We start from the raw sequence: 18,813 nt of genomic DNA, 5'->3' as shown, positions 1-18,813 counted from the left end.
GAACCGATAGCCGACCAACGGATGCGACTATGCTGACCATTATTTCTCCTGCTAAAACGCTCGACTACGAAAGCCCGCTCGCCACAAAACGCTTTACCCAACCTGAATTACTGGATAAGTCGAGCCAGCTAATCAGCATTGCCCGCAAACTGACGCCAGCCCAGATCTCCAGCCTGATGGGCATCAGCGACAAGCTGGCGCTGCTCAATGCCGAACGCTTTAACGATTGGCAGCCGGATTTCAGCCCGGACAACGCGCGTCAGGCAATCTTGGCGTTTAAAGGTGATGTGTATACCGGCTTGCAGGCGGAAGATTTCAGCGAGAAAGATTTCGAGTTCGCCCAAGACCATCTGCGCATGCTCTCTGGTCTGTACGGCCTGCTGCGCCCGCTGGACTTAATGATGCCTTATCGTCTGGAGATGGGGATCCGCCTGGAGAACCCGCAGGGGTCGAATCTGTATACTTTCTGGGGCGATTTATTGACGGAGAAGCTCAATAAATTATTGGCTGAACAAGGCGATAAGGTCTTGATTAACCTGGCATCTGATGAGTATTTCAAAGCCGTGAAACCGGCTAAGCTTGACGGTGAAATCATCAAGCCGGTGTTCCTCGACCAGAAAAAGGGGAATTACAAGGTCATTAGCTTCTACGCTAAAAAGGCCCGTGGCCTGATGAGTCGTTTCATCATCAAAGAGCGTCTGAGCAAGGTCAGTCAGCTGCGAGATTTCAATCTGGAAGGCTATGAGTATGACCCAGCCCGCTCAGAAGGTAATGAGCTGGTGTTCACCCGCCCAGAGCAGTAAGCCGCGCTTCAAACCATAAAAAAAGCCCTCGCAAGAGGGCTTTTTAGTCTCTAAAAGTCAGCAGATCGTTACTTTGGCAGCGCCATCAGGAAACGACGCATTTCGCTGAAATCAGCCGGCAAGTCGTGCGACAGCAGCGGAAGATCCGCGCGCTCCGCCAGCTCTTTCGGCAAATCAATGTCCTGACCCAGAATCGCCTCCACGCTCTCCTTGAACTTGGCCGGATGCGCGGTGCCGATGAACAGGCCGAATTCGCCCGGTTGAAGTTGGTCGCGCAGCACGCGGTAGGCAATCGCGGCGTGAGGTTCAGAGATGTAGCCAATGTCCGCCAGCTCGCGCATCGCGTCTTCAGTGGTGTCATCGCTCACCGCGCCGAAGCCCAGGTCTTTCAGCTTCCAAATTTTGCGGCGGTAAAGCTCTTCCACGCGCGGCCAGTTGTTTGGCTGGCTGACGTCCATCGCGTTGGATAATGTCGCCACCGTAGTTTTCGGCGCCCATTCGCCATTGGCGAGAAAGCGCGGCACGGTGTCATTGGCGTTGGTTGCTGCGATAAAGCGTTTGACCGGCAGGCCCAGTGATTTCGCCAGCAGACCAGCCGTCAGATCACCAAAGTTGCCGCTCGGCACGGAGATAACCAGCTGGTTGCGCGCTTCCTGTGGCAGTTGCGCCACGGCTTCAAAGTAGTAGCAGATTTGCGCCAGCAAGCGACTGATGTTAATCGAGTTTGCTGAGTTCAGTTTCAGCTCATGCTTCAGCTCTTCATCATCAAATGCCTGCTTCACCAGTGCCTGACACTGGTCAAAGTCGCCGTCGATCGCCACGGTGTGAATGTTGTCGCCCAGCGTACAGAACAGCTTCTCCTGCAACGGGCTGATTTTGCCTTTCGGATAGAGGATCACTACGCGAACGTTTTTCATGCCGTGGAAAGCGTGAGCAACGGCCGCGCCGGTGTCACCCGAAGTCGCAGTCAGAATGGTCACCGGCTGGTCGCCAGAAACCTGTGTCAGCACCTGCGCCATAAAGCGGCCGCCGAAGTCTTTGAACGCCAGAGTTGGGCCGTGGAACAGCTCCAGACAGGCAATATCGTCGGACACTTTGGCAACCGGCGCTGGGAAAGCAAAAGCACTTTTTACGCGCTGGTAGAGCTGGTCTTCTGGAATTTCATCGCCAATGAACGCGGACAGAATGCGGCTGCTGCGGGTAACAAAGTCTTGATCCAGCAGGCCGTCGATGTCACTCAGCGCAAACTCAGGCAACTCGAGAGGAAAGAACAGGCCCTGCTGCTTTCCTAAACCTTGCTTAACGGCCTGAGCAAAGCTGACCTGCTCATTGTGGTCCTTCAGGTTGTACAGTTTCATCATTTATCCCAATAGTCTCGCGCCTGCGGTATCCAGACGACAAATATGAACAAAGCCTTCATCATTTTGCAGATAGTGATTCTGCAACCAGTCCGCCATACGTTTGGCGGTTGCGCTGTCGTTGCACACGGCAAACAGCGTCGGGCCGGAGCCTGAAATACCACAAGCCAGAGCGCCAATTTCTTCAGCGGCGGTGCGCGCTTCGGCAAAGCCCGGAAGCAGGCGCGTGCGATAAGGCTCGGCAATTACGTCTTTCATTAATTTAGCAGCCAGCGCCGGTTGTTGCGTATGGCAGGCGTGAATGAAGCCAGCAAGATAGCGACCGTGGCTGATGCAGTCCTGACGGCGGTACTGGGCCGGTAGAATCGCGCGCGCTTCGGCGGTCGACACTTTGATGCCCGGATACGCCATCACCCACAGCCAATCATCAAAGCTCGGCACGTTTTGGCTGATCACACCCAGCTCTTCCAGCATCAGCTGGATGCCGCCGAGATAGCATGGCGCGACGTTGTCGAAGTGCACGCTGCCGGAAATGCGCCCTTCCAGCTCGCCCATCAGGGAAAGCATGGTGTTTTCATCCAGCGGCTTGCCGCAGAACTCGTTCATCGCCATCAAGCCAGCGACCACCGAACAGGCGCTAGAACCCAGGCCGGAGCCAATGGGCATATTCTTTTCCAGCGTCATGGCGACTGGGATCTCTTTACCGATTTCCTGACAGAAACGCTGCCAGCACTGGAAGACGATATTGTCTTCCATGCGATCCGGTAACTTGGAGACGAAGCGACCTTCGCTTTTCAAACTGAACTCTGACGCTGCCTCTACGCTCACGCAGTCGCCGAGCAGCGTGCCGTCAACCGGAGAAACCGCGGCGCCCAGCACGTCAAAACCGACGCTGACATTGCCAATTGAGGCAGGGGCATACACCTTAACCATATTAAACTCCTAACTTCCATGACAGCGTTCGCAAAAGATCGGCAAATACGCCGGCAGCAGTAACGTCATTGCCCGCGCCATAACCGCGTAAGACTAATGGCAGAGGCTGATAATAACGGCTGTAGAACGCCAACGCATTCTCGCCATTTTTCACTTTATACAGTGGATCGTTACCATCGACGGCCTCGATCTTCACCGTGCAGCGCCCCTCTTCGATAGCACCAACGTAGCGCAAAACCTTATCCTGTGCCGTGGCATCGGCCACGCGCTGGGCGAAATCAGCGTCCACCGTCGGCAGGCGGCTCACAAAGTCGGTCACGCTGCCTTCAGAATCGAAGGATAACGGCAGAACGGATTCAACTTCAATGTCAGAGAGTTCCAGTTTGTAACCGGCTTCACGGGCCAGAATCAATAGCTTGCGAGCAACGTCCATGCCCGACAGGTCATCACGCGGGTCTGGCTCGGTATAACCCATGTCGCGCGCCTGAAGCGTGGCCTCGGACAGCGACATTCCCTCATCCAGCTTGCCGAAAATGTAGGACAGCGAGCCAGAAAGGATGCCGGAGAAGCGCACCAGCTCGTCACCCGCGTTGAGCAGGTTTTGCAGATTTTCAATCACCGGCAGGCCCGCGCCGACGTTTGTGTCATAAAGGAATTTGCGGCGTGAATGCTCAGCCGCTTTACGCAACTGATAGTAATAGTTCATCGACGAGGTGTTGGCTTTCTTGTTTGGCGTCACGACATGGAAGCCGTCAGCCAGGAAATCCGCATATTGATCAGCCACTTCTTGGCTGGAGGTACAGTCAACAATCACCGGGTTAAGCAAGTGATACTCTTTAACTAAACGAATCAGGCGGCCAAGGTTGAACGGCTCTTTCGCCGCGCCCAGCTCGTCACTCCAGTTGTCCAAAGAGATGCCGTGAATGTTGGTCAGCATAGCGCGCGAGTTGGCGATGCCGCACACCCGCAGGTCGATATGCTTGGCCTTAAGCCACGCCTGCTGGCGGCGAACCTGCTCGATAAGCGCCCCACCGACGCCGCCGACGCCAATCAGGAACACTTCGATAACCTGATCGGTGTTGAACAGCATCTGGTGGCTGACGCGCACGCCGGTGGTGGCCTCTTCGTTATTGACGACCACTGAGATTGAGCGTTCGGAAGAGCCTTGGGCAATTGCCACGATATTGATGTTGGCGCGAGCCAGTGCCGAGAAGAACTTGGCCGAGATGCCGCGGAGCGTGCGCATGCCGTCGCCGACGACCGAGATAACCGCCAGCTTCTCCATCACGTCCAGCGGCTCGAGCAGGCCGTCTTTCAGCTCCAGATAGAATTCGTCTTCCAGTGCGCGACGCGCGCGCTCCAGTTCGCCCTGAGGCACGCAGAAGCTGATGCTGTATTCAGAGGAGGACTGGGTGATCAGCACCACCGAAATGCCCGAGCGTGACATCACCGCGAACACCCGCGCCGCCATGCCGACCATGCCTTTCATGCCCGGCCCGGAGACATTGATCATCGCCATGTTGTTCAGGTTGGTGATGCCTTTGACCGGCGTATTGTCATCAAGGCTTTCGCTGCCAATCAGGGTGCCCGGCGCCTGCGGGTTGGTGGTATTTTTAATCAGGCAAGGGATTTGGAATTGGGCGATGGGCAGGATAGTGCGAGGGTGAAGGACTTTGGCGCCGAAGTAAGAAAGCTCCATCGCCTCTTGATAGGACATCGATTTCAGCAAGCGAGCATCGGGCACGGTGCGCGGATCGCAGGTGTAGACACCATCGACATCAGTCCAGATTTCACAACAGTCGGCGCGCAGACAGGCCGCCAATACCGCCGCCGAGTAGTCGGAGCCATTACGGCCCAGCACCACCAGCTCGCCTTTGTCATTACCGGCGGTGAAGCCCGCCATCAGCACGATATTATCAGCAGGAATACCGCTGGCGGCGATGCGCAGAGTCGATTCGTTGATATCAACGGTGGATTCCAGATAGCTACCCTGAGCCAGCAATTTTTCCACTGGGTTGATCACAGTGACGCCATAGCCTTTGGCGACGAATAGGGCTTCCATGATGGCGATAGAGAGCTTTTCACCGCGGCAGATGATGGACGCGTTGACGCTATCAGGACACTGTCCTAACAGACTGATTCCATGCAGTAATTGCTTAAGCTGGCCGAACTCTTGCTCGATAAAGGTTTTCACTTTCGGCAAGTCGAAGCCCGGTACTTTCTCAGCAAGGCCGGTGATTAATTCGGAGAAAATGCGTTCTGCATCGCTCATGATTGGCTGGATCTCTTGCCCAGCAACCGTTCGCTCAATCATCGCGACGAGGTGGTTGGTAATTTTGGCCGGCGCAGAAAGTACCGTGGCAACCTGTCCCTGACGTGCATTGCTTTCCATGATGTCCGCGACGCGCAAGAAGCGTTCCGCGTTTGCTACTGAAGTCCCGCCAAATTTCAACACTCGCATTTCTGGTACTCTCCTGAAGCTCATTCGTAGATGACGATTCGTTAAAAAAGTCGCTAAAAAAAAAGCCCGCACTGTTTAGGTGCGGGCTTTTTTCTGTTTTTCCTGTACGCGTCAGCCCGCCCCGTAACCAGTGGTTTCGGTGGTGGTAATAATTGTTGTGTTCAGGCTGATCATTCGCATTTTTATTTTCTGTCTGTCTGTTTATATGTTGTGTTTTTTACTCTGTCTGCCCCTATTAGCTAAAGCATCAGGCACAACAAGTCAATTTTTTTCTGATTTTGCGCCAAGCGTCGCAATGAAATACAAACAGATTATTCTCTGCCAAAACGGCCTAAATCAGTGAAAAAGAGAGGTCGTGAGGCACAGGCCCGAGCATTTCCCCATACAAACCACGCTGCGCCTCAGATCACTTCGTCAGCTTTTTTTCGATGTCATGCAGCAAAGTGTGCAACATTGCAGCATCTCTTTGCTGTAAAAGTCCTACGCGCTGCTGCACCCAATCTGACAATTTTTGGTCGTTGCTGGCTTCTACCGCGTCCAATAAACGGTTAATTCTTGAGCGCAACGCACCCAACTGTCCGGCATCGGGTTGAACCGCCACGGGTGCCGAAATTTGGTTTAGCGCCGACAACTGATAGCAGAACACCATTACGGCCTGGCCAAGATTCAGCGAAGGATAATCCGCCACCATCGGCACGCCGGTGAGAATATCGGCCAGATCCAGCTCTTCATTGGTCAACCCAGAATCTTCCCGCCCGAAGACCAGCGCGGCGTTGCTTATCCATCCACGCTTCTCCTCTAACTGGCCGAGCAGCTCCACAGGCGTGCTGTAGTAGTGGAAACGGGCGCGGCTGCGCGCTGTGGTCGCCACGGTGAAATCGATATCGGCCAGCGCCGCCTCAAGCGTCTCGAAATGTTGCGCATTATGCAGAATCTCATTGGACGCGTGCGCCACCCACCCCGCCTCGGGTTGCAGATGAGCCTGACTGTCAACAATACGCAATGACGCGAACCCCATGGTTTTCATTGCTCGTGCCGCTGCGCCGACATTTTCAGGCCGCGCCGGGGAAACCAAAATAATATGAAGTTGCATCAGTCCTCTGAATGTTCGTATTGGAATATCTGCGGTCGATCTTAAGTGAGCTTTTAATTGAGTAAAAGTGACTTCTCAAAATGATCAACTTTTCACATAAACTTAACAGTCAAATATGGGCTAATAACTAAATGCCGTAAAATCTGCCATTAGCCAGAAAATAGAAATGAACCACTACTACATGACTTATAAAATTAAATAAGCCTTACTAATCATATTGATATATTGAATGATTAGAATCAATTCTCTCAATATAGTGGGCGGAAATTATAACCTGCTGAATCGTGACCAATTTTGCGCAAAATGTGACTTAACCGTGCATTCCTATAAGTGTTTTTCACTAAAGTGTTACCGTGCTACAATTGAATTTGATATATGTCAACAAAGCGTAGTTTTGTTGGGTGGTAATGTCGGCACTCGCTGTTATATTGCTGTTAATAGGGTTAGGATAAGCGCCATTCCAGCACCCAATAGGAAGTCACAAAGTGGGCTTCGCGACAGAGCTGGCGACGACATTGGTGTTGATGTAAAGCGCATCAGAAACGCATTTACGTACTTTAGTCATGTAACGAGTGAGATAGCGCATTCGCTGTCAAAATTCATCGGAATAACAAGGACTTCTGTACTCCTATTTTCAATTTGTTGGCAATCTTAGGTAGCAAACATGCAGACTCCTCATATCCTGATCGTCGAAGACGAGTTAGTGACCCGTAATACGCTAAAAAGTATTTTTGAAGCAGAAGGCTACATGGTGCATGAAGCCAATGATGGTGCAGAAATGCACAACATCTTGTCGGAACATGACATCAATCTGGTCATCATGGACATCAACCTGCCAGGTAAAAATGGCTTGCTGCTGGCCCGTGAACTGCGCGAACAAGCAAGCGTTGCCCTGATGTTCCTGACCGGCCGCGACAATGAAGTCGACAAAATTCTTGGTTTGGAAATTGGTGCTGATGATTACATCACCAAACCTTTCAATCCGCGTGAGCTGACCATCCGCGCACGTAACCTGCTCTCCCGCACCATGAATCTGAGCACCACCGGTGAAGAACGCCGTCTGGTAGAAAGCTACAAATTCAACGGTTGGGAACTGGACATCAACAGCCGTTCGCTGGTGAGCCCGGCTGGCGAGCAATACAAGCTGCCGCGCAGTGAATTCCGCGCGATGCTGCATTTCTGTGAGAATCCGGGCAAAATTCAAACCCGTGGTGACTTACTGAAGAAAATGACCGGCCGTGAGCTTAAGCCTCATGACCGTACCGTTGACGTCACTATCCGTCGCATTCGTAAACACTTCGAAGCCACGCCGGATACCCCAGAAATCATCGCCACCATTCATGGTGAAGGCTATCGTTTCTGTGGTGATTTAGAAGACTAAGCGGCAGGTTGCCAACCCTGTTGTCAGTCATCGTCAATGAAAAAGGCCAGCATATGCTGGCCTTTTCTTTTGGGAATCAGGCGACTAGCGAGAACCCCAAGGGATGATTGGCACCGCGCTAAGGGCATTTTTTGGCGAGCCGTCGACCACTTTGTCGGAATAGCTCAGGTAAATAAGCGCATTGCGGGTAGCATCATAAAAACGTACCACCTGCAGCTTTTTGAATATCAGCGAGGTGCGTTTCTGGAACACCACCGTCCCCTTATCTTTACCCTGCTTAATCTTATCGCTGAGTTCGATTGGCCCAACCTGCTGGCAAGAGATTGCCGCGTCAGAGGTGTCTTCGGCCAGCCCTAAGCCGCCTTTTATCCCGCCCGTTTTGGCCCGACTGATATAACAGGTTACATTTTTAATATCAGGATCATCAAAGGCTTCAACCACAATTTTGTGGTCTGGACCTAGGAATTTGAACACGGTATCCACCGAGCCCACCTGCTCCGCATACGCCGAATTGGAACAAATCAAGAACAGTCCAAAAACAAAAATACAACACTTTTTCATTAGGTTACTCCGCAGCACGCTGCTAATGGTGAGATCAAGCAAAGACGATATTAAACAAAGCCCTTGCTCACAATTTGTAGTAGGAATATTCGGTTAGCTGAGCAAAAAGCACGTTTAGCTAAAAAAATCTTAAGAAGTTTTAAGCAGAAAAAGTTGCTATTATGCGGCGTCAACATTCTGTGCATTTATCTTAGTTCAACGAGGACGATCTATGGATCAAGCAGGAATCATTCGTGATCTTCTCAGCTGGTTAGAAACCCATTTAGACCAGCCGTTATCACTCGACAACGTCGCAGCCAAAGCCGGATATTCGAAATGGCACCTGCAACGTATGTTTAAGGATGTCACGAGTAACGCAATTGGTGCTTACATTCGTGCTCGTCGCCTGTCAAAAGCTGCCGTCGCTCTGCGATTGACCAGCCGACCAATTTTGGATATTGCCCTGCAATACCGTTTTGATTCTCAGCAGACGTTTACTCGCGCATTCAAAAAACAGTTCGCACAGACGCCCGCGCTATACCGTCGTTCAGAAGATTGGCACTCTTTCGGGATCTGCCCGCCGATTCGCCTTGGCGCCTTCATTTTGCCACAGCCAGAGTTCGTCTCGCTGCCGGAGCAAAATCTGATCGGCATTACGCAGAGCTACTCCTGTACGCTGGAACAGATCACCACTTACCGTAATGAAATGCGCCTGCATTTCTGGCGTCAGTACATTGGTGAAGCTAAAACCTTGCCGCCGGTACTCTACGGTTTGCACCACTCTCGCCCGAGTCAGGAGAAAGATGACGAGCAGGAAGTGTTGTACACCACGGCCATCGAACCGAAGCATCTGCCAGAGAATGTGGAAGGTCAACCGATTGTCGTGCAGGAAGGTGAATACGCGATGTTCCACTACAAAGGTTCACCGGAACTGTTGCAGGAATTCATCCTGACGCTGTACGGAACCTGTCTGCCGTCGCTGAAAATGACGCGCAGAAAGGGACAAGACATTGAGCGATTCTATACCAAACATAAAGTGCCGAGCGCCACGCCGCCGACCGAAATAGAATGCGATTATCTTATCCCTATTCGCCGTTAATTCTGCTGTAAGGCTGCCGCGTTTAACGCTGCAGCTCATCTAATGCGGGCTGATCCAGATGCGAAATATCGCCCGCCGTCTCCACAATCCAGCCAGACGCCAGCCACGCACTTTCCTGATGATCCACACGCGAAATGGAACAGTTGCGCAGGCGCAGGCGGCGCTCGGCATAAGGCTCAAGCCCTAAAATCGTGCTGATAAGGCAACCCAGCGCGATGCCGTGGCTCACCAGCAGCGGTTTACTGCCCGCCGGTAAATCAAGGCAGCTGTCGAGTGCAGAGCGCATACGCTCGGCCAGCTCAATCATACTCTCGCCCTGTGGAATGCGGCCATCCGGCGTGCCATCAACCATCTGCTTACGCCAGGTTTCTTCGTCAGCACTCAGGCCATCCAAATTGCGGGTTTCCAGCACGCCCATGTGCAGCTCGCGCAGACGCGGCTCCTCGGTGACAGCGCAACCACAGGCGTCAGCGATGATTTGCGCCGTGGCGCGAGTACGCCCCAGATCGCTGGTGATGACGTGCGTGATGCCTTCGCGGCGCACGCGCTCGGCCACCTGCTGTGCCTGAAAAATGCCCTTTTGGGTCAACGGACTGTCTGACTGTCCCTGAATCTTGCGTGCTGCATTCCATTCGGTTTCGCCATGACGGACGAGATATACCTGTAACATGAGTGTTTTCCGTTATACTGCGTGAAATTTGCTAAAGGATGCTCAAACTCTATGTACCACGTTGTCGCTGCAACCACTAACCCGGCAAAAATTAAAGCTATTGCTCTGGCATTTGAGGACATTTTTGGTACTGACTCGTTCCGTATCGAAGGCGTAGATGTCGACAGCGGCGTGTCTAACCAACCTATTGGCAGCAGCGAAACCCGTACTGGTGCCCGACACCGCGTCATCAGCGCACGACAAGTGCGTCCCGAAGCGGATTTTTGGGTTGGCATTGAAGCCGGAATTGAAGACAACATGACCTTCGCCTGGATGGTCATCGAAAACATGCATCAACGCGGCGAATCCCGTTCAGCCAGCCTGATGTTGCCTGAAATTATATTACAAGAGATCAACCAAGGCAGTGAATTGGGCGATGAAATGGAAAAATTGACGGGAATTGCCGAAGTTAAACGCAAAGGCGGGGCGATTGGCATTTTTACCGCCGGTAAACTGACCCGTACCAGCGTGTATCATCAGGCGCTGGTGTTGGCGTTAGCACCCTTCCACAACGCGGTGTATCAAGTCAGAGTGCAAACGCACTGACGGCTCCGTCAGACATCTTTACTGACTTCATCCGGACCTAATAATTGCGTGCCGAGCCAAGCTTTCAGCGTGGCCGGTGCGTTTTTCAAGCCGTTAGACCCTCGGGTGATCGTTGCTATCCCAGCCCCCAATTGATTCTTCAACTCTCGCTGGCTGAGTTCGCCACGCATCAACTCCTGAACAATTCTGACACGCGTGCCCAAGGCAGCCCTTTCATCAGGCGTCAGTAGCAATTGCAGCAGTTCGTGGTGGAGATTTTCAGCGAAAGATTGCTGTAACAGCGCCATAAAGCACTGCCAGTCCTCATTGCCTTGTTGGGAAAGAGCGGGATCGTTTACCGGAGTTTGGGTCATGTCATGGCTGCCATACTATTAAACTAGTACGGCAGCATAACATAGCTGTTAAAAATCAGTAACGCCTCTGCCATTCGGCATCGGTCAAAACTTTCGCCGGCTGATGCAAAAAGTAGCGATAAAACGCGTCATACGCCAACACATTTTTAACATATCGCCGAGTTTCGGAGAAAGGGATACTTTCGATAAAGGCCACGGCGTCGATTTGGCCCGCGCTGGTGCCCAACCACGTATTCACGCGCGATGGACCGGCGTTATAGGCGGCGCTGGACAGAATACGGTTGCGGCCAAACTGCTGATAAACATATTCCAGATAGTTGGTGCCAATCAGGATATTGGTCTGCGGGTCGAACAGCTGGCTTGGGCTGGTATAGCCCGGCAGGTTAAACATCTGCACCGTGTGCTGCGCCGTGGCAGGCATCACCTGCATCAGGCCAGAAGCGCCAACCGGCGAGCGAGCCTCCGGGTTCCACGCACTTTCCTGACGCGCAATGGCCATCGCGTAGCTCTGCGTAATGCCTTTATCGTCCGTCGCCTGCTTAAATTCAGGGGCCCACGCCAGTGGGAAGCGCTCCTCGAGGTAATCCCACAGCTTGCCGGCAATGGTCGCCTGCACGCTGAGATCGGCCCAATTGCGCTCGAAGGCGTAACGCGCCAGCGCTGACTGCTGGTCTTTGCTGCGGCTCAGCACCAGATAGGTCCATTCGGTGCGCGCTAGATTGTCCATGTGCCAGTACATCAGCTCACGCACGCGGGCGATTTCAGGCAGTGAGGCAAAGCTGGCGTCAGGCTTGGTAGCGACAGACACCTGCATCGGATAAGGCACGCCAAGCTTTTGTGCAGCGGCCATTGGGTAGAAGCCACGCCCCTGCATCAGCGTGCGCAGAATGGTCTCGCCCTGCTGGCGTTTACCTTGGTCAATCAGCACCGAGGCTTCCCAGTAGCGCCATTCATCTTCCTGTTGCGCATCCGCAGGCAGGCGATCCATCCACTGGCTCAGCCCTTGGCGGTCCCCGGCGGCCAGCGCCATGCGAATTCGGCGCTCCACCAGCGAGGTCGAATGGCTGCGCAGGATCACGCTATCGCGCCATTTGGCCTGCTCTGGCGTCGCGGTGCTTCCCATCAGTTGCCACGCCACGGCCTCTTCAAGCTCGAGGCGGTCACTGTCGCTCATCTTCTGCAAGCGAGCCAAAATCGGCAGCATCGAGCGGGCGTTTTCCACGTCTTCACGGGCAATGCGGCTAAAAGCGATCGCCACGGCATTACGGGTGAAATCGGTCGGCCCGACGCTGCGGGCAAAGCTTTCAATGCTGTTCGGGTCGCTTTGCAGTTTCAGCAAGGCGTCGCGCATAGTCTGGTAGTCGTCAGGCAGCTGCTTGGCGAGGAAATTCACCAGATTGCTGTTGCCCTGCTTCATCGCCAAACCAATGCGTTGCAGGGTCACTAGCGCCGTCTGATTGCCGCCCTGCTGCCACAGGCTAAACAGCTTGTCGCAGGCGTTCGGCAGCGAGGTGCCGGTTAGCCAGATGTCTTTCGCCGCGTTCAGCGCGGTTTGCTGATCGCCCGTCGACCATTTGGCGTAATAGTAGTTACAGCGCGCGGCCACCGGCTTTGGCGGCTGCGGGCTGAAGGTGAGCAAGCCCGTCCAGTCTTGACGATTGGCCAACTCATTGACGAAGCGTGAAGGCAGAGAACGCGCCGGAGGCAAAGTAGGATGAGACTGCACGAAGCTGCTGATCTGCTGCGGCGTCGCCAGACTTAAGTCCTGCGTCAACTGACGGTATTCCAAATAAGGATAAAGCGGATAATCCTTCAGGGTTGGCATCAGCTGATTAACCACGTCCATCTGGTTATTGTCCCACGCCTGCTTGATTTGCATATAACGCTGGCGCTGAGCGTCCAATGAGTCCGCTTTTGCGACTCCAGAAACGGCCACCAACAACATGCCTGCTGCCAAAAGATACCCTTTGTCCACCTTGACCATACTTGCCTTTATCCTCGCTGGTTGTATTGCTGACTGCCAAACAGGGTGCAGCCTTCGTCGCTCATCAATGACGAATCAAGGCCGCAATGCGTAGACACCAACTACGCTAATCGATTCATTTTTAAAATTGAAGTCATGCGTACACAGCATCACAAACTTTACACAGTGTGGTGCAAGCCGCGCGCAGATACCAGACGACAGCAAGCCGATTTCTCTCCCGCGCGATCATTTTTCATCTTTAAAGGAGATTATTGGCGTCCTGTGAGGTTCGATGGTTGGGAAGCGTAGCGAAACAGGCTAAACTTCGCAGTCGGAACACTTATCAGTCATGCCGTTTACGGCGGGGCTGACTTTAATCCGCCGCAGCGCCTGCTTGTTGCAGACAGCGCGCGGCTCGCATAGAAAGAGGCTCAAAACAACGTGGCTCAATACGTATACTCAATGCATCGCCTCGGCAAAGTGGTTCCGCCGAAGCGTCATATTCTTAAGAACATCTCCCTGAGTTTCTTCCCTGGCGCTAAAATCGGCGTACTGGGTCTTAACGGTTCTGGTAAATCCACCTTACTGCGCATTATGGCCGGCATTGATACCGACATCGAAGGCGAAGCTCGCCCGCAGCCGGACCTGAAAATCGGCTACCTGCCTCAGGAGCCTCAGCTCAACATGGAGCACACCGTCCGCGAGTCAGTGGAAGAAGCGGTTTCAGAAGTCGTCGGCGCGTTAAAACGCCTTGATGAAGTCTATGCTCTCTACGCAGACCCGGATGCAGATTTCGACAAACTGGCTGCCGAGCAAGGCAGGCTGGAAGAGATCATTCAGGCACACGACGGTCACAACCTGAACACCCAGTTGGAGCGCGCTGCTGATGCCCTGCGTCTGCCAGACTGGGACGCCAAAGTGGCCACCCTATCCGGTGGTGAGCGCCGCCGCGTGGCGCTGTGCCGCCTGCTGCTTGAAAAGCCAGAAATGCTGCTGCTCGACGAACCCACTAACCACTTGGACGCCGAGTCCGTGGCCTGGCTGGAACGCTTCCTGCACGACTTCGAAGGCACCGTGGTGGCGATCACCCACGACCGTTACTTCCTCGACAACGTTGCGGGTTGGATTCTGGAGCTTGACCGTGGTGAAGGTATTCCATGGGAAGGCAACTACTCCACATGGCTGGAGCAGAAAGATGAACGTCTGGCGCAGGAAGCGTCTTCTGAAGCGGCGCGTCGTAAATCTATCGAGAAAGAGTTGGAGTGGGTGCGTCAGGGCGCGAAAGGCCGTCAGTCTAAGGGCAAAGCCCGTCTGGCACGTTTCGAAGAGCTGAACAGCACGGAATACCAGAAACGTAACGAAACCAACGAATTGTTCATTCCACCTGGTCCACGCTTAGGCGACAAAGTGGTCGAAGTGAAGAATCTGAGCAAATCCTACGGCGACCGCGTTCTGATTGACGACCTCTCCTTCTCCGTACCGAAAGGCGCGATCGTCGGTATTATCGGTCCAAACGGCGCGGGTAAATCTACCCTGTTCCGCATGATGTCTGGTCAAGAGCAGCCAAACGGCGGCACCATTGAACTGGGCGACACCGTGAAACTGGCCTCTGTCGATCAGTTCCGTGACGCAATGGACAACAGTAAAACCGTGTGGGAAGAAGTGTCTGGTGGTCAAGACATCATGCGCATCGGCACCACCGAAATGCCAAGCCGCGCCTACGTTGGCCGCTTCAACTTCAAAGGTGTTGATCAGGGCAAACGCGTCGGCGAGCTGTCCGGTGGTGAGCGCGGTCGTCTGCACTTGGCGAAACTGCTGCAAGTGGGCGGCAACATGCTGCTGCTCGATGAGCCAACCAACGACCTCGACATCGAAACCCTGCGCGCACTGGAAAACGCCTTGTTGGAGTTCCCGGGCTGCGCCATGGTCATTTCCCATGACCGCTGGTTCCTCGACCGTATCGCGACTCACATCCTTGATTACCAGGATGAAGGTAAAGTTGAATTCTTCGAAGGTAACTTCACCGAATACGAAGAGTACAAAAAACGCACGCTGGGCGCTGACGCGCTGGAACCTAAGCGTATCAAATACAAGAAGATGATCAAATAAGTCCCGATCCTTTGCTTGATGAAAGGCCCGGAAACGGGCCTTTTTTATTGCTCCGCTTTAACCGCCAACGCCTCGCTGTAGCTTTTCGCAAAGCCATACTCTTCCAGCATAAAATCGATAAAACAGGCCAGCGCCGGTGAGTTCAACTTACGGCTCGGGTAGACCAAATAGAGGTCATTGCCCTCGGCTTCCCACTCTGGTAGAACCCGCACCAGCAGCCCTTTCGCCACTTCGTCATGACATAAAAACGCCGGTAGCAGCGTGATCCCCGCCCCTTCCACCGCGCATTCGCGGGCATAGAGCAGGTTGTCGGTGGAGTGCGCCCCCGGCAGCAGCCAGCGATGATAAGTCTCGCCGCGATGCAGCACCCACTCCGCCCACGCCCGGTGCGCGATACAGTGGTGCGACGCCAATTGCTGCGGATGCGCCAGCGGCGGGTGTGCCGCGAGATAGGCGGGGGAGGCCAAGAGATAGCGCGGGCTGTGGCCCAGCTCGCGGCCAATCAGCGACGAGTCCTGCGGCTTGCCGGTGCGCAGCGCCAAATCGAAGCCTTCCTGCACCAGGTCGACCATCGCGTCCGACACCGACACTTCCAGCGACACGTCTGGATAACGCTTTTGAAACTCGACGTTCATGCGCGCCAGCAGCGTCGCACCCAGCCCCGCCGGGCTGGTGATGCGCAGGCGGCCGCTGGGGTTGTCCCGCAGACGGCGGATCGCCAGCTCGGCGCGTTCGCTCGCCAGCATCATCTCTTGGCAGTGGATCAAATAGCGCTCACCGGCGAAGGTCAGATTGAGCTGCCGCGTGGTGCGGTTCAGTAAGCGAATGCCCACTGACTTCTCCAACTGGCTCACGCGCTGGCTGACGCTCGACTTGGGCAACCCCGCGCGCTCGGCGGCGGCGGTAAAGCTGCCGCACTCGGCGACCAAGGCAAACAGCGCCATATCCTGCAATTGTTTGAACATGATTGTTCACCTCAGACGAACACTTTGTTAGTTATTGTCCATCTTATCAGCTTAGCTCATGGCGACTACACTCTGTGTAACCCTTAATGGAGGAACCCACATGTCCATCAACGCTATTGCCGTAAACCCGAAGAACCCTGCGCACTTTATTGCGATTGAACTGCCACAGCCTGAAGTCGGCGAGTTTGACCTGCTGGTTGAAGTAAAAGCCGTCTCCGTCAATCCGGTCGATACCAAGGTGCACAAAGGCGCACAGAAAAATGGCCTGGATGCCCCGCGCGTGCTGGGCTGGGATGCCAGCGGCGTGGTGAAAGCCGTCGGCAGCGCGGTGAAAAACTTTAAGGCGGGCGACGAAGTTTGGTACGCCGGTGACATCACTCGTTCAGGTAGCAACGCCACCGAGCAGCTGATTGACTCGCGCATCGTGGCCCGCAAACCAAGCTCGCTCAACTGGGCAGAAGCCGCCGCCATGCCCCTGACCGCGCTGACCGCGTGGGAAGCCCTGTTCGAACACCTGCATATTCAAAACGCCGGTGAAGAGAAAACCCTGTTGATCATCGGCGGTGCCGGTGGCGTTGGCTCGCTGGCTATTCCTTTTGCCGCGCTGCGCAGCAAAGTGAAAGTGATCGCCACCGCCTCACGCCCGGAATCAGCCCAATGGTGTTTGGATCGCGGCGCGGACCTGACCGTGAATTACAAAGATTTGAAAGGTGAGCTGGCGAAACACGACATCAAACAGGTAGATTTCATCCTCTGCCTGAATGACACCGACGGCCATTGGGCCGCCATCAGCGACCTGATCGCGCCAATGGGCCACATCTGCACCATCGTTGAGAATGAGCATCCGCTGGACCAGAGCAGCCTGAAAGTGAAAAGCGCCGCGCTGCACTGGGAGCTGATGTTTACCCGCAGCATGTTCAACACGCCGGACATCGCCCAGCAGGGTGAAATCCTCAAGCAGGTGGCTGAGTTAGTGGACGCGGGCAAAGTGAAAACTACGCTGAGCGACACCCTGCACGGCCTGACGGTGGAAAGCATTGAAGCCGCCCACGCCAAAGTGCTCGACGGCCATATGCAAGGCAAAGTGGTTATCGCCTTCTAAGCCGGAGAGTTTGCATAAAAAAGCCCCCGATTTGTGAGAATCGAGGGCTTTTTCATTATGACTATTTACTCTTTCGGCAGCGCGCTCACCCGGCTGGTATCGGCCGCCAGCATGATCTGCACCAGCTCCACGCACTCGAGGAAACGCTCGTCGTAGTCCGAGGATTTCACGTGCACGTAGTCGATGTTGTTCTGCTGCAACATCTCGATTAACAGGTTCTGGAAGGAGGATCGGTCAGTGGTGCTGCCCAAACTGCGCAGCCCGTCCGCCACCCACGGCGTGTTGTTCTCCAGCAGGATCACCAGATCAAACCGGTATTCGTCCATCAACGCTTGGACAAAGGGATGCTCGCGGCCTTCGTACTTTTTGCAAAATGCCTGCGTGGTCAGGAAGTCGGTATCGATGAAAGCCACCTTGTTGGCGTATTTCACCGCGAAGTCGATGTACTGGGCCTGCCCGAGCGCGATTTTGTCATAGTCGGAATATTGCAGCGCCATCTCGTCACCACCGAGGTGGGAGAAGACATAATCGCGGCCATATTCCCACGCACTGGTAGTGTTGAAAATATTGGCTAACTTATTGACCAGCGTGGACTTTCCGCTGGACTCGCCGCCCAGAACCGCCACGGTTCGCACAAAGAACGGCTTCACTTCGGTCGGGATATAATCCCAATAGCGGAATGGGTCGCGGCGGATTTGCGATCCGCTGATATTCATAAACGAGCGTTTGGGATCGATAAGCACGGTTTCGATCCCCAGATGCTCGCGGTAGCGCGGCGCATCGTTCTCTTCGCTCGAATAGATGGTATTCGGCACGATCCCCTGCTTGTTCATAAAGTCGGTTATCCCCTTACTCCACACGTCCCAGCCGTGCGGATAAGGCTCCATTCCCTCTTCGTTAAACGAATGAATATGGATGTTTTTCTGATACTTAAAGGTTTGCAGCAGCCAGCGCAGTCGGTCGCTCACCGTGGGTTGCTGAGACATGGAGCTGTTCTCAAACAGGCTCAGGTCGCGAGGTTCGTCATAGCCCATGATGATGTGCAGTTCATCGACCTGGCTACAGGCGCGCTGGATTAAATAGATGTGTCCGGTATGCAGGGGATAAAATTTACCAAACACCACGCCGATGTTTTTTTCCCGGCGGGGGAATTCAAGATCGAGGAAACGGTGCAGCGCTTCCAGCTTTTGCGCACTTGGGCTTTTGATTTTGGCATTCAGCAGTTGGCTTAGATAGCCCTTGGTCATGCCACTGGCGTCCGCGACCTGCTGTAATGTACATCCCTGTTTCTTAATTGCCGTCTTCAGATAATCAAACTGTGACATATCTTGTCCTCTACCCTGCGTTTAATTTACTAAACAAAAATAGCACAACTGGCGGGTAGAGGAATACTCAGAA

General features: G+C 54.1%; 17 protein-coding genes and 1 other annotated feature. Of the genes, 6 read left to right on the top strand and 11 right to left on the bottom strand.

The annotated features are described in order from the left end of the window. Nucleotides 1–29: 29 nt before the first annotated feature. The gene (gene yaaA / locus V2154_RS02605) at nucleotides 30–803 is read left to right on the top strand and encodes a peroxide stress protein YaaA (RefSeq protein WP_353500945.1); all 774 of its coding nucleotides are present in this window, start codon (nucleotides 30–32) and stop codon (nucleotides 801–803) included. Nucleotides 804–871: 68 nt separating this feature from the next. On the opposite strand, the gene thrC is transcribed toward yaaA, so the two are convergent. The 5 genes from thrC to V2154_RS02580 all read right to left on the bottom strand — a co-directional run bounded on the left by thrC (nucleotide 872) and on the right by V2154_RS02580 (nucleotide 6,648). Continuing rightward, nucleotides 872–2,161, bottom strand: a complete 1,290-nt coding sequence (thrC, locus tag V2154_RS02600; RefSeq protein ID WP_353503894.1) for a threonine synthase — start codon at nucleotides 2,159–2,161, stop codon at nucleotides 872–874. A gap of 3 nt (nucleotides 2,162–2,164) precedes the next feature. Continuing rightward, the gene (thrB, locus tag V2154_RS02595) at nucleotides 2,165–3,094 is read right to left on the bottom strand and encodes a homoserine kinase (protein WP_353500944.1); all 930 of its coding nucleotides are present in this window, start codon (nucleotides 3,092–3,094) and stop codon (nucleotides 2,165–2,167) included. Between the two features lies 1 nt (nucleotide 3,095). Further along, nucleotides 3,096–5,555 (bottom strand): bifunctional aspartate kinase/homoserine dehydrogenase I, encoded by a 2,460-nt coding sequence (gene thrA, locus V2154_RS02590; RefSeq protein ID WP_353500943.1) that lies wholly within the window; start codon nucleotides 5,553–5,555, stop codon nucleotides 3,096–3,098. 55 nt (nucleotides 5,556–5,610) lie between these two features. Continuing rightward, nucleotides 5,611–5,728, bottom strand: a sequence feature (Thr leader region). Then, nucleotides 5,667–5,729 (bottom strand): thr operon leader peptide, encoded by a 63-nt coding sequence (thrL, locus tag V2154_RS02585; RefSeq protein ID WP_229333726.1) that lies wholly within the window; start codon nucleotides 5,727–5,729, stop codon nucleotides 5,667–5,669. It overlaps the preceding feature by 62 nt. 232 nt (nucleotides 5,730–5,961) lie before the next feature. Continuing rightward, nucleotides 5,962–6,648, bottom strand: a complete 687-nt coding sequence (locus V2154_RS02580) for a tRNA/rRNA methyltransferase (RefSeq protein WP_353500942.1) — start codon at nucleotides 6,646–6,648, stop codon at nucleotides 5,962–5,964. A 664-nt stretch (nucleotides 6,649–7,312) separates the two neighbouring features. On the opposite strand from V2154_RS02580, the gene arcA reads away from it, so the two are divergent. Continuing rightward, on the top strand, nucleotides 7,313–8,029 hold the full coding sequence (gene arcA, locus V2154_RS02575) for a two-component system response regulator ArcA (RefSeq protein WP_034787008.1): 717 nt from the start codon (nucleotides 7,313–7,315) through the stop codon (nucleotides 8,027–8,029). Nucleotides 8,030–8,113: 84 nt separating this feature from the next. On the opposite strand, the gene creA is transcribed toward arcA, so the two are convergent. Further along, nucleotides 8,114–8,590 carry a protein CreA gene (gene creA, locus V2154_RS02570; RefSeq protein ID WP_353500941.1) on the bottom strand — a complete coding sequence of 159 codons (477 nt, stop codon included), beginning with the start codon at nucleotides 8,588–8,590 and terminating at the stop codon, nucleotides 8,114–8,116. 211 nt (nucleotides 8,591–8,801) lie between these two features. Between creA and robA the strand changes: the two genes are divergently transcribed. Continuing rightward, complete coding sequence (gene robA, locus V2154_RS02565) at nucleotides 8,802–9,668, top strand: MDR efflux pump AcrAB transcriptional activator RobA (protein ID WP_353500940.1); 867 nt, start codon at nucleotides 8,802–8,804, stop codon at nucleotides 9,666–9,668. A gap of 22 nt (nucleotides 9,669–9,690) precedes the next feature. Here the strand turns inward: robA and gpmB are convergent, their stop codons facing one another. Beyond that, the gene (gene gpmB / locus V2154_RS02560; protein WP_353500939.1) at nucleotides 9,691–10,338 is read right to left on the bottom strand and encodes a 2,3-diphosphoglycerate-dependent phosphoglycerate mutase GpmB; all 648 of its coding nucleotides are present in this window, start codon (nucleotides 10,336–10,338) and stop codon (nucleotides 9,691–9,693) included. A gap of 51 nt (nucleotides 10,339–10,389) precedes the next feature. Between gpmB and yjjX the strand changes: the two genes are divergently transcribed. Further along, the gene (yjjX, locus tag V2154_RS02555) at nucleotides 10,390–10,923 is read left to right on the top strand and encodes an inosine/xanthosine triphosphatase (RefSeq protein ID WP_034786997.1); all 534 of its coding nucleotides are present in this window, start codon (nucleotides 10,390–10,392) and stop codon (nucleotides 10,921–10,923) included. Between the two features lie 8 nt (nucleotides 10,924–10,931). Here yjjX and trpR read toward each other — a convergent pair whose 3' ends face one another. Beyond that, nucleotides 10,932–11,276, bottom strand: a complete 345-nt coding sequence (gene trpR, locus V2154_RS02550) for a trp operon repressor (RefSeq protein ID WP_034786996.1) — start codon at nucleotides 11,274–11,276, stop codon at nucleotides 10,932–10,934. A gap of 55 nt (nucleotides 11,277–11,331) precedes the next feature. Further along, nucleotides 11,332–13,260, bottom strand: a complete 1,929-nt coding sequence (sltY, locus tag V2154_RS02545; protein WP_353500938.1) for a murein transglycosylase — start codon at nucleotides 13,258–13,260, stop codon at nucleotides 11,332–11,334. A 420-nt stretch (nucleotides 13,261–13,680) separates the two neighbouring features. Here sltY and ettA point away from each other — a divergent pair, with 420 nt between their 5' ends. Next, nucleotides 13,681–15,348: an energy-dependent translational throttle protein EttA gene (gene ettA / locus V2154_RS02540; protein WP_353500937.1), complete on the top strand. Its 1,668-nt coding sequence runs from the start codon at nucleotides 13,681–13,683 to the stop codon at nucleotides 15,346–15,348. A gap of 44 nt (nucleotides 15,349–15,392) precedes the next feature. Here ettA and V2154_RS02535 read toward each other — a convergent pair whose 3' ends face one another. Then, nucleotides 15,393–16,313 (bottom strand): LysR family transcriptional regulator, encoded by a 921-nt coding sequence (locus V2154_RS02535; RefSeq protein ID WP_353500936.1) that lies wholly within the window; start codon nucleotides 16,311–16,313, stop codon nucleotides 15,393–15,395. 100 nt (nucleotides 16,314–16,413) lie between these two features. Between V2154_RS02535 and V2154_RS02530 the strand changes: the two genes are divergently transcribed. Then, nucleotides 16,414–17,415, top strand: a complete 1,002-nt coding sequence (locus tag V2154_RS02530; protein WP_034786986.1) for a zinc-binding alcohol dehydrogenase family protein — start codon at nucleotides 16,414–16,416, stop codon at nucleotides 17,413–17,415. Between the two features lie 65 nt (nucleotides 17,416–17,480). Here the strand turns inward: V2154_RS02530 and nadR are convergent, their stop codons facing one another. Further along, a complete protein-coding gene (nadR, locus tag V2154_RS02525) occupies nucleotides 17,481–18,740 on the bottom strand; it encodes a multifunctional transcriptional regulator/nicotinamide-nucleotide adenylyltransferase/ribosylnicotinamide kinase NadR (RefSeq protein ID WP_034786984.1) in 1,260 nt (419 codons plus the stop codon). Nucleotides 18,741–18,813: the final 73 nt, after the last annotated feature.

Source organism: Ewingella sp. CoE-038-23 (assembly GCF_040419245.1).
Classification (GTDB): Bacteria; Pseudomonadota; Gammaproteobacteria; order Enterobacterales; family Enterobacteriaceae; genus Ewingella; species Ewingella allii.
The sequence above is the reverse complement of the archived record's forward strand: the minus strand, read 5'-3'. Positions and strand labels throughout refer to the sequence as shown.

What these genes read in the sequence shown, in the direction of transcription:
- yaaA (WP_353500945.1), top strand. Translation starts at nt 30, where the DNA reads ATGCTGACCATTATTTCTCCTGCTAAAACGCTCGACTACGAAAGCCCG.
- thrC (WP_353503894.1), bottom strand. Translation starts at nt 2,161, where the DNA reads ATGAAACTGTACAACCTGAAGGACCACAATGAGCAGGTCAGCTTTGCT.
- thrB (WP_353500944.1), bottom strand. Translation starts at nt 3,094, where the DNA reads ATGGTTAAGGTGTATGCCCCTGCCTCAATTGGCAATGTCAGCGTCGGT.
- thrA (WP_353500943.1), bottom strand. Translation starts at nt 5,555, where the DNA reads ATGCGAGTGTTGAAATTTGGCGGGACTTCAGTAGCAAACGCGGAACGC.
- V2154_RS02580 (WP_353500942.1), bottom strand. Translation starts at nt 6,648, where the DNA reads ATGCAACTTCATATTATTTTGGTTTCCCCGGCGCGGCCTGAAAATGTC.
- arcA (WP_034787008.1), top strand. Translation starts at nt 7,313, where the DNA reads ATGCAGACTCCTCATATCCTGATCGTCGAAGACGAGTTAGTGACCCGT.
- creA (WP_353500941.1), bottom strand. Translation starts at nt 8,590, where the DNA reads ATGAAAAAGTGTTGTATTTTTGTTTTTGGACTGTTCTTGATTTGTTCC.
- robA (WP_353500940.1), top strand. Translation starts at nt 8,802, where the DNA reads ATGGATCAAGCAGGAATCATTCGTGATCTTCTCAGCTGGTTAGAAACC.
- gpmB (WP_353500939.1), bottom strand. Translation starts at nt 10,338, where the DNA reads ATGTTACAGGTATATCTCGTCCGTCATGGCGAAACCGAATGGAATGCA.
- yjjX (WP_034786997.1), top strand. Translation starts at nt 10,390, where the DNA reads ATGTACCACGTTGTCGCTGCAACCACTAACCCGGCAAAAATTAAAGCT.
- trpR (WP_034786996.1), bottom strand. Translation starts at nt 11,276, where the DNA reads ATGACCCAAACTCCGGTAAACGATCCCGCTCTTTCCCAACAAGGCAAT.
- sltY (WP_353500938.1), bottom strand. Translation starts at nt 13,260, where the DNA reads ATGGTCAAGGTGGACAAAGGGTATCTTTTGGCAGCAGGCATGTTGTTG.
- V2154_RS02535 (WP_353500936.1), bottom strand. Translation starts at nt 16,313, where the DNA reads ATGTTCAAACAATTGCAGGATATGGCGCTGTTTGCCTTGGTCGCCGAG.
- V2154_RS02530 (WP_034786986.1), top strand. Translation starts at nt 16,414, where the DNA reads ATGTCCATCAACGCTATTGCCGTAAACCCGAAGAACCCTGCGCACTTT.
- nadR (WP_034786984.1), bottom strand. Translation starts at nt 18,740, where the DNA reads ATGTCACAGTTTGATTATCTGAAGACGGCAATTAAGAAACAGGGATGT.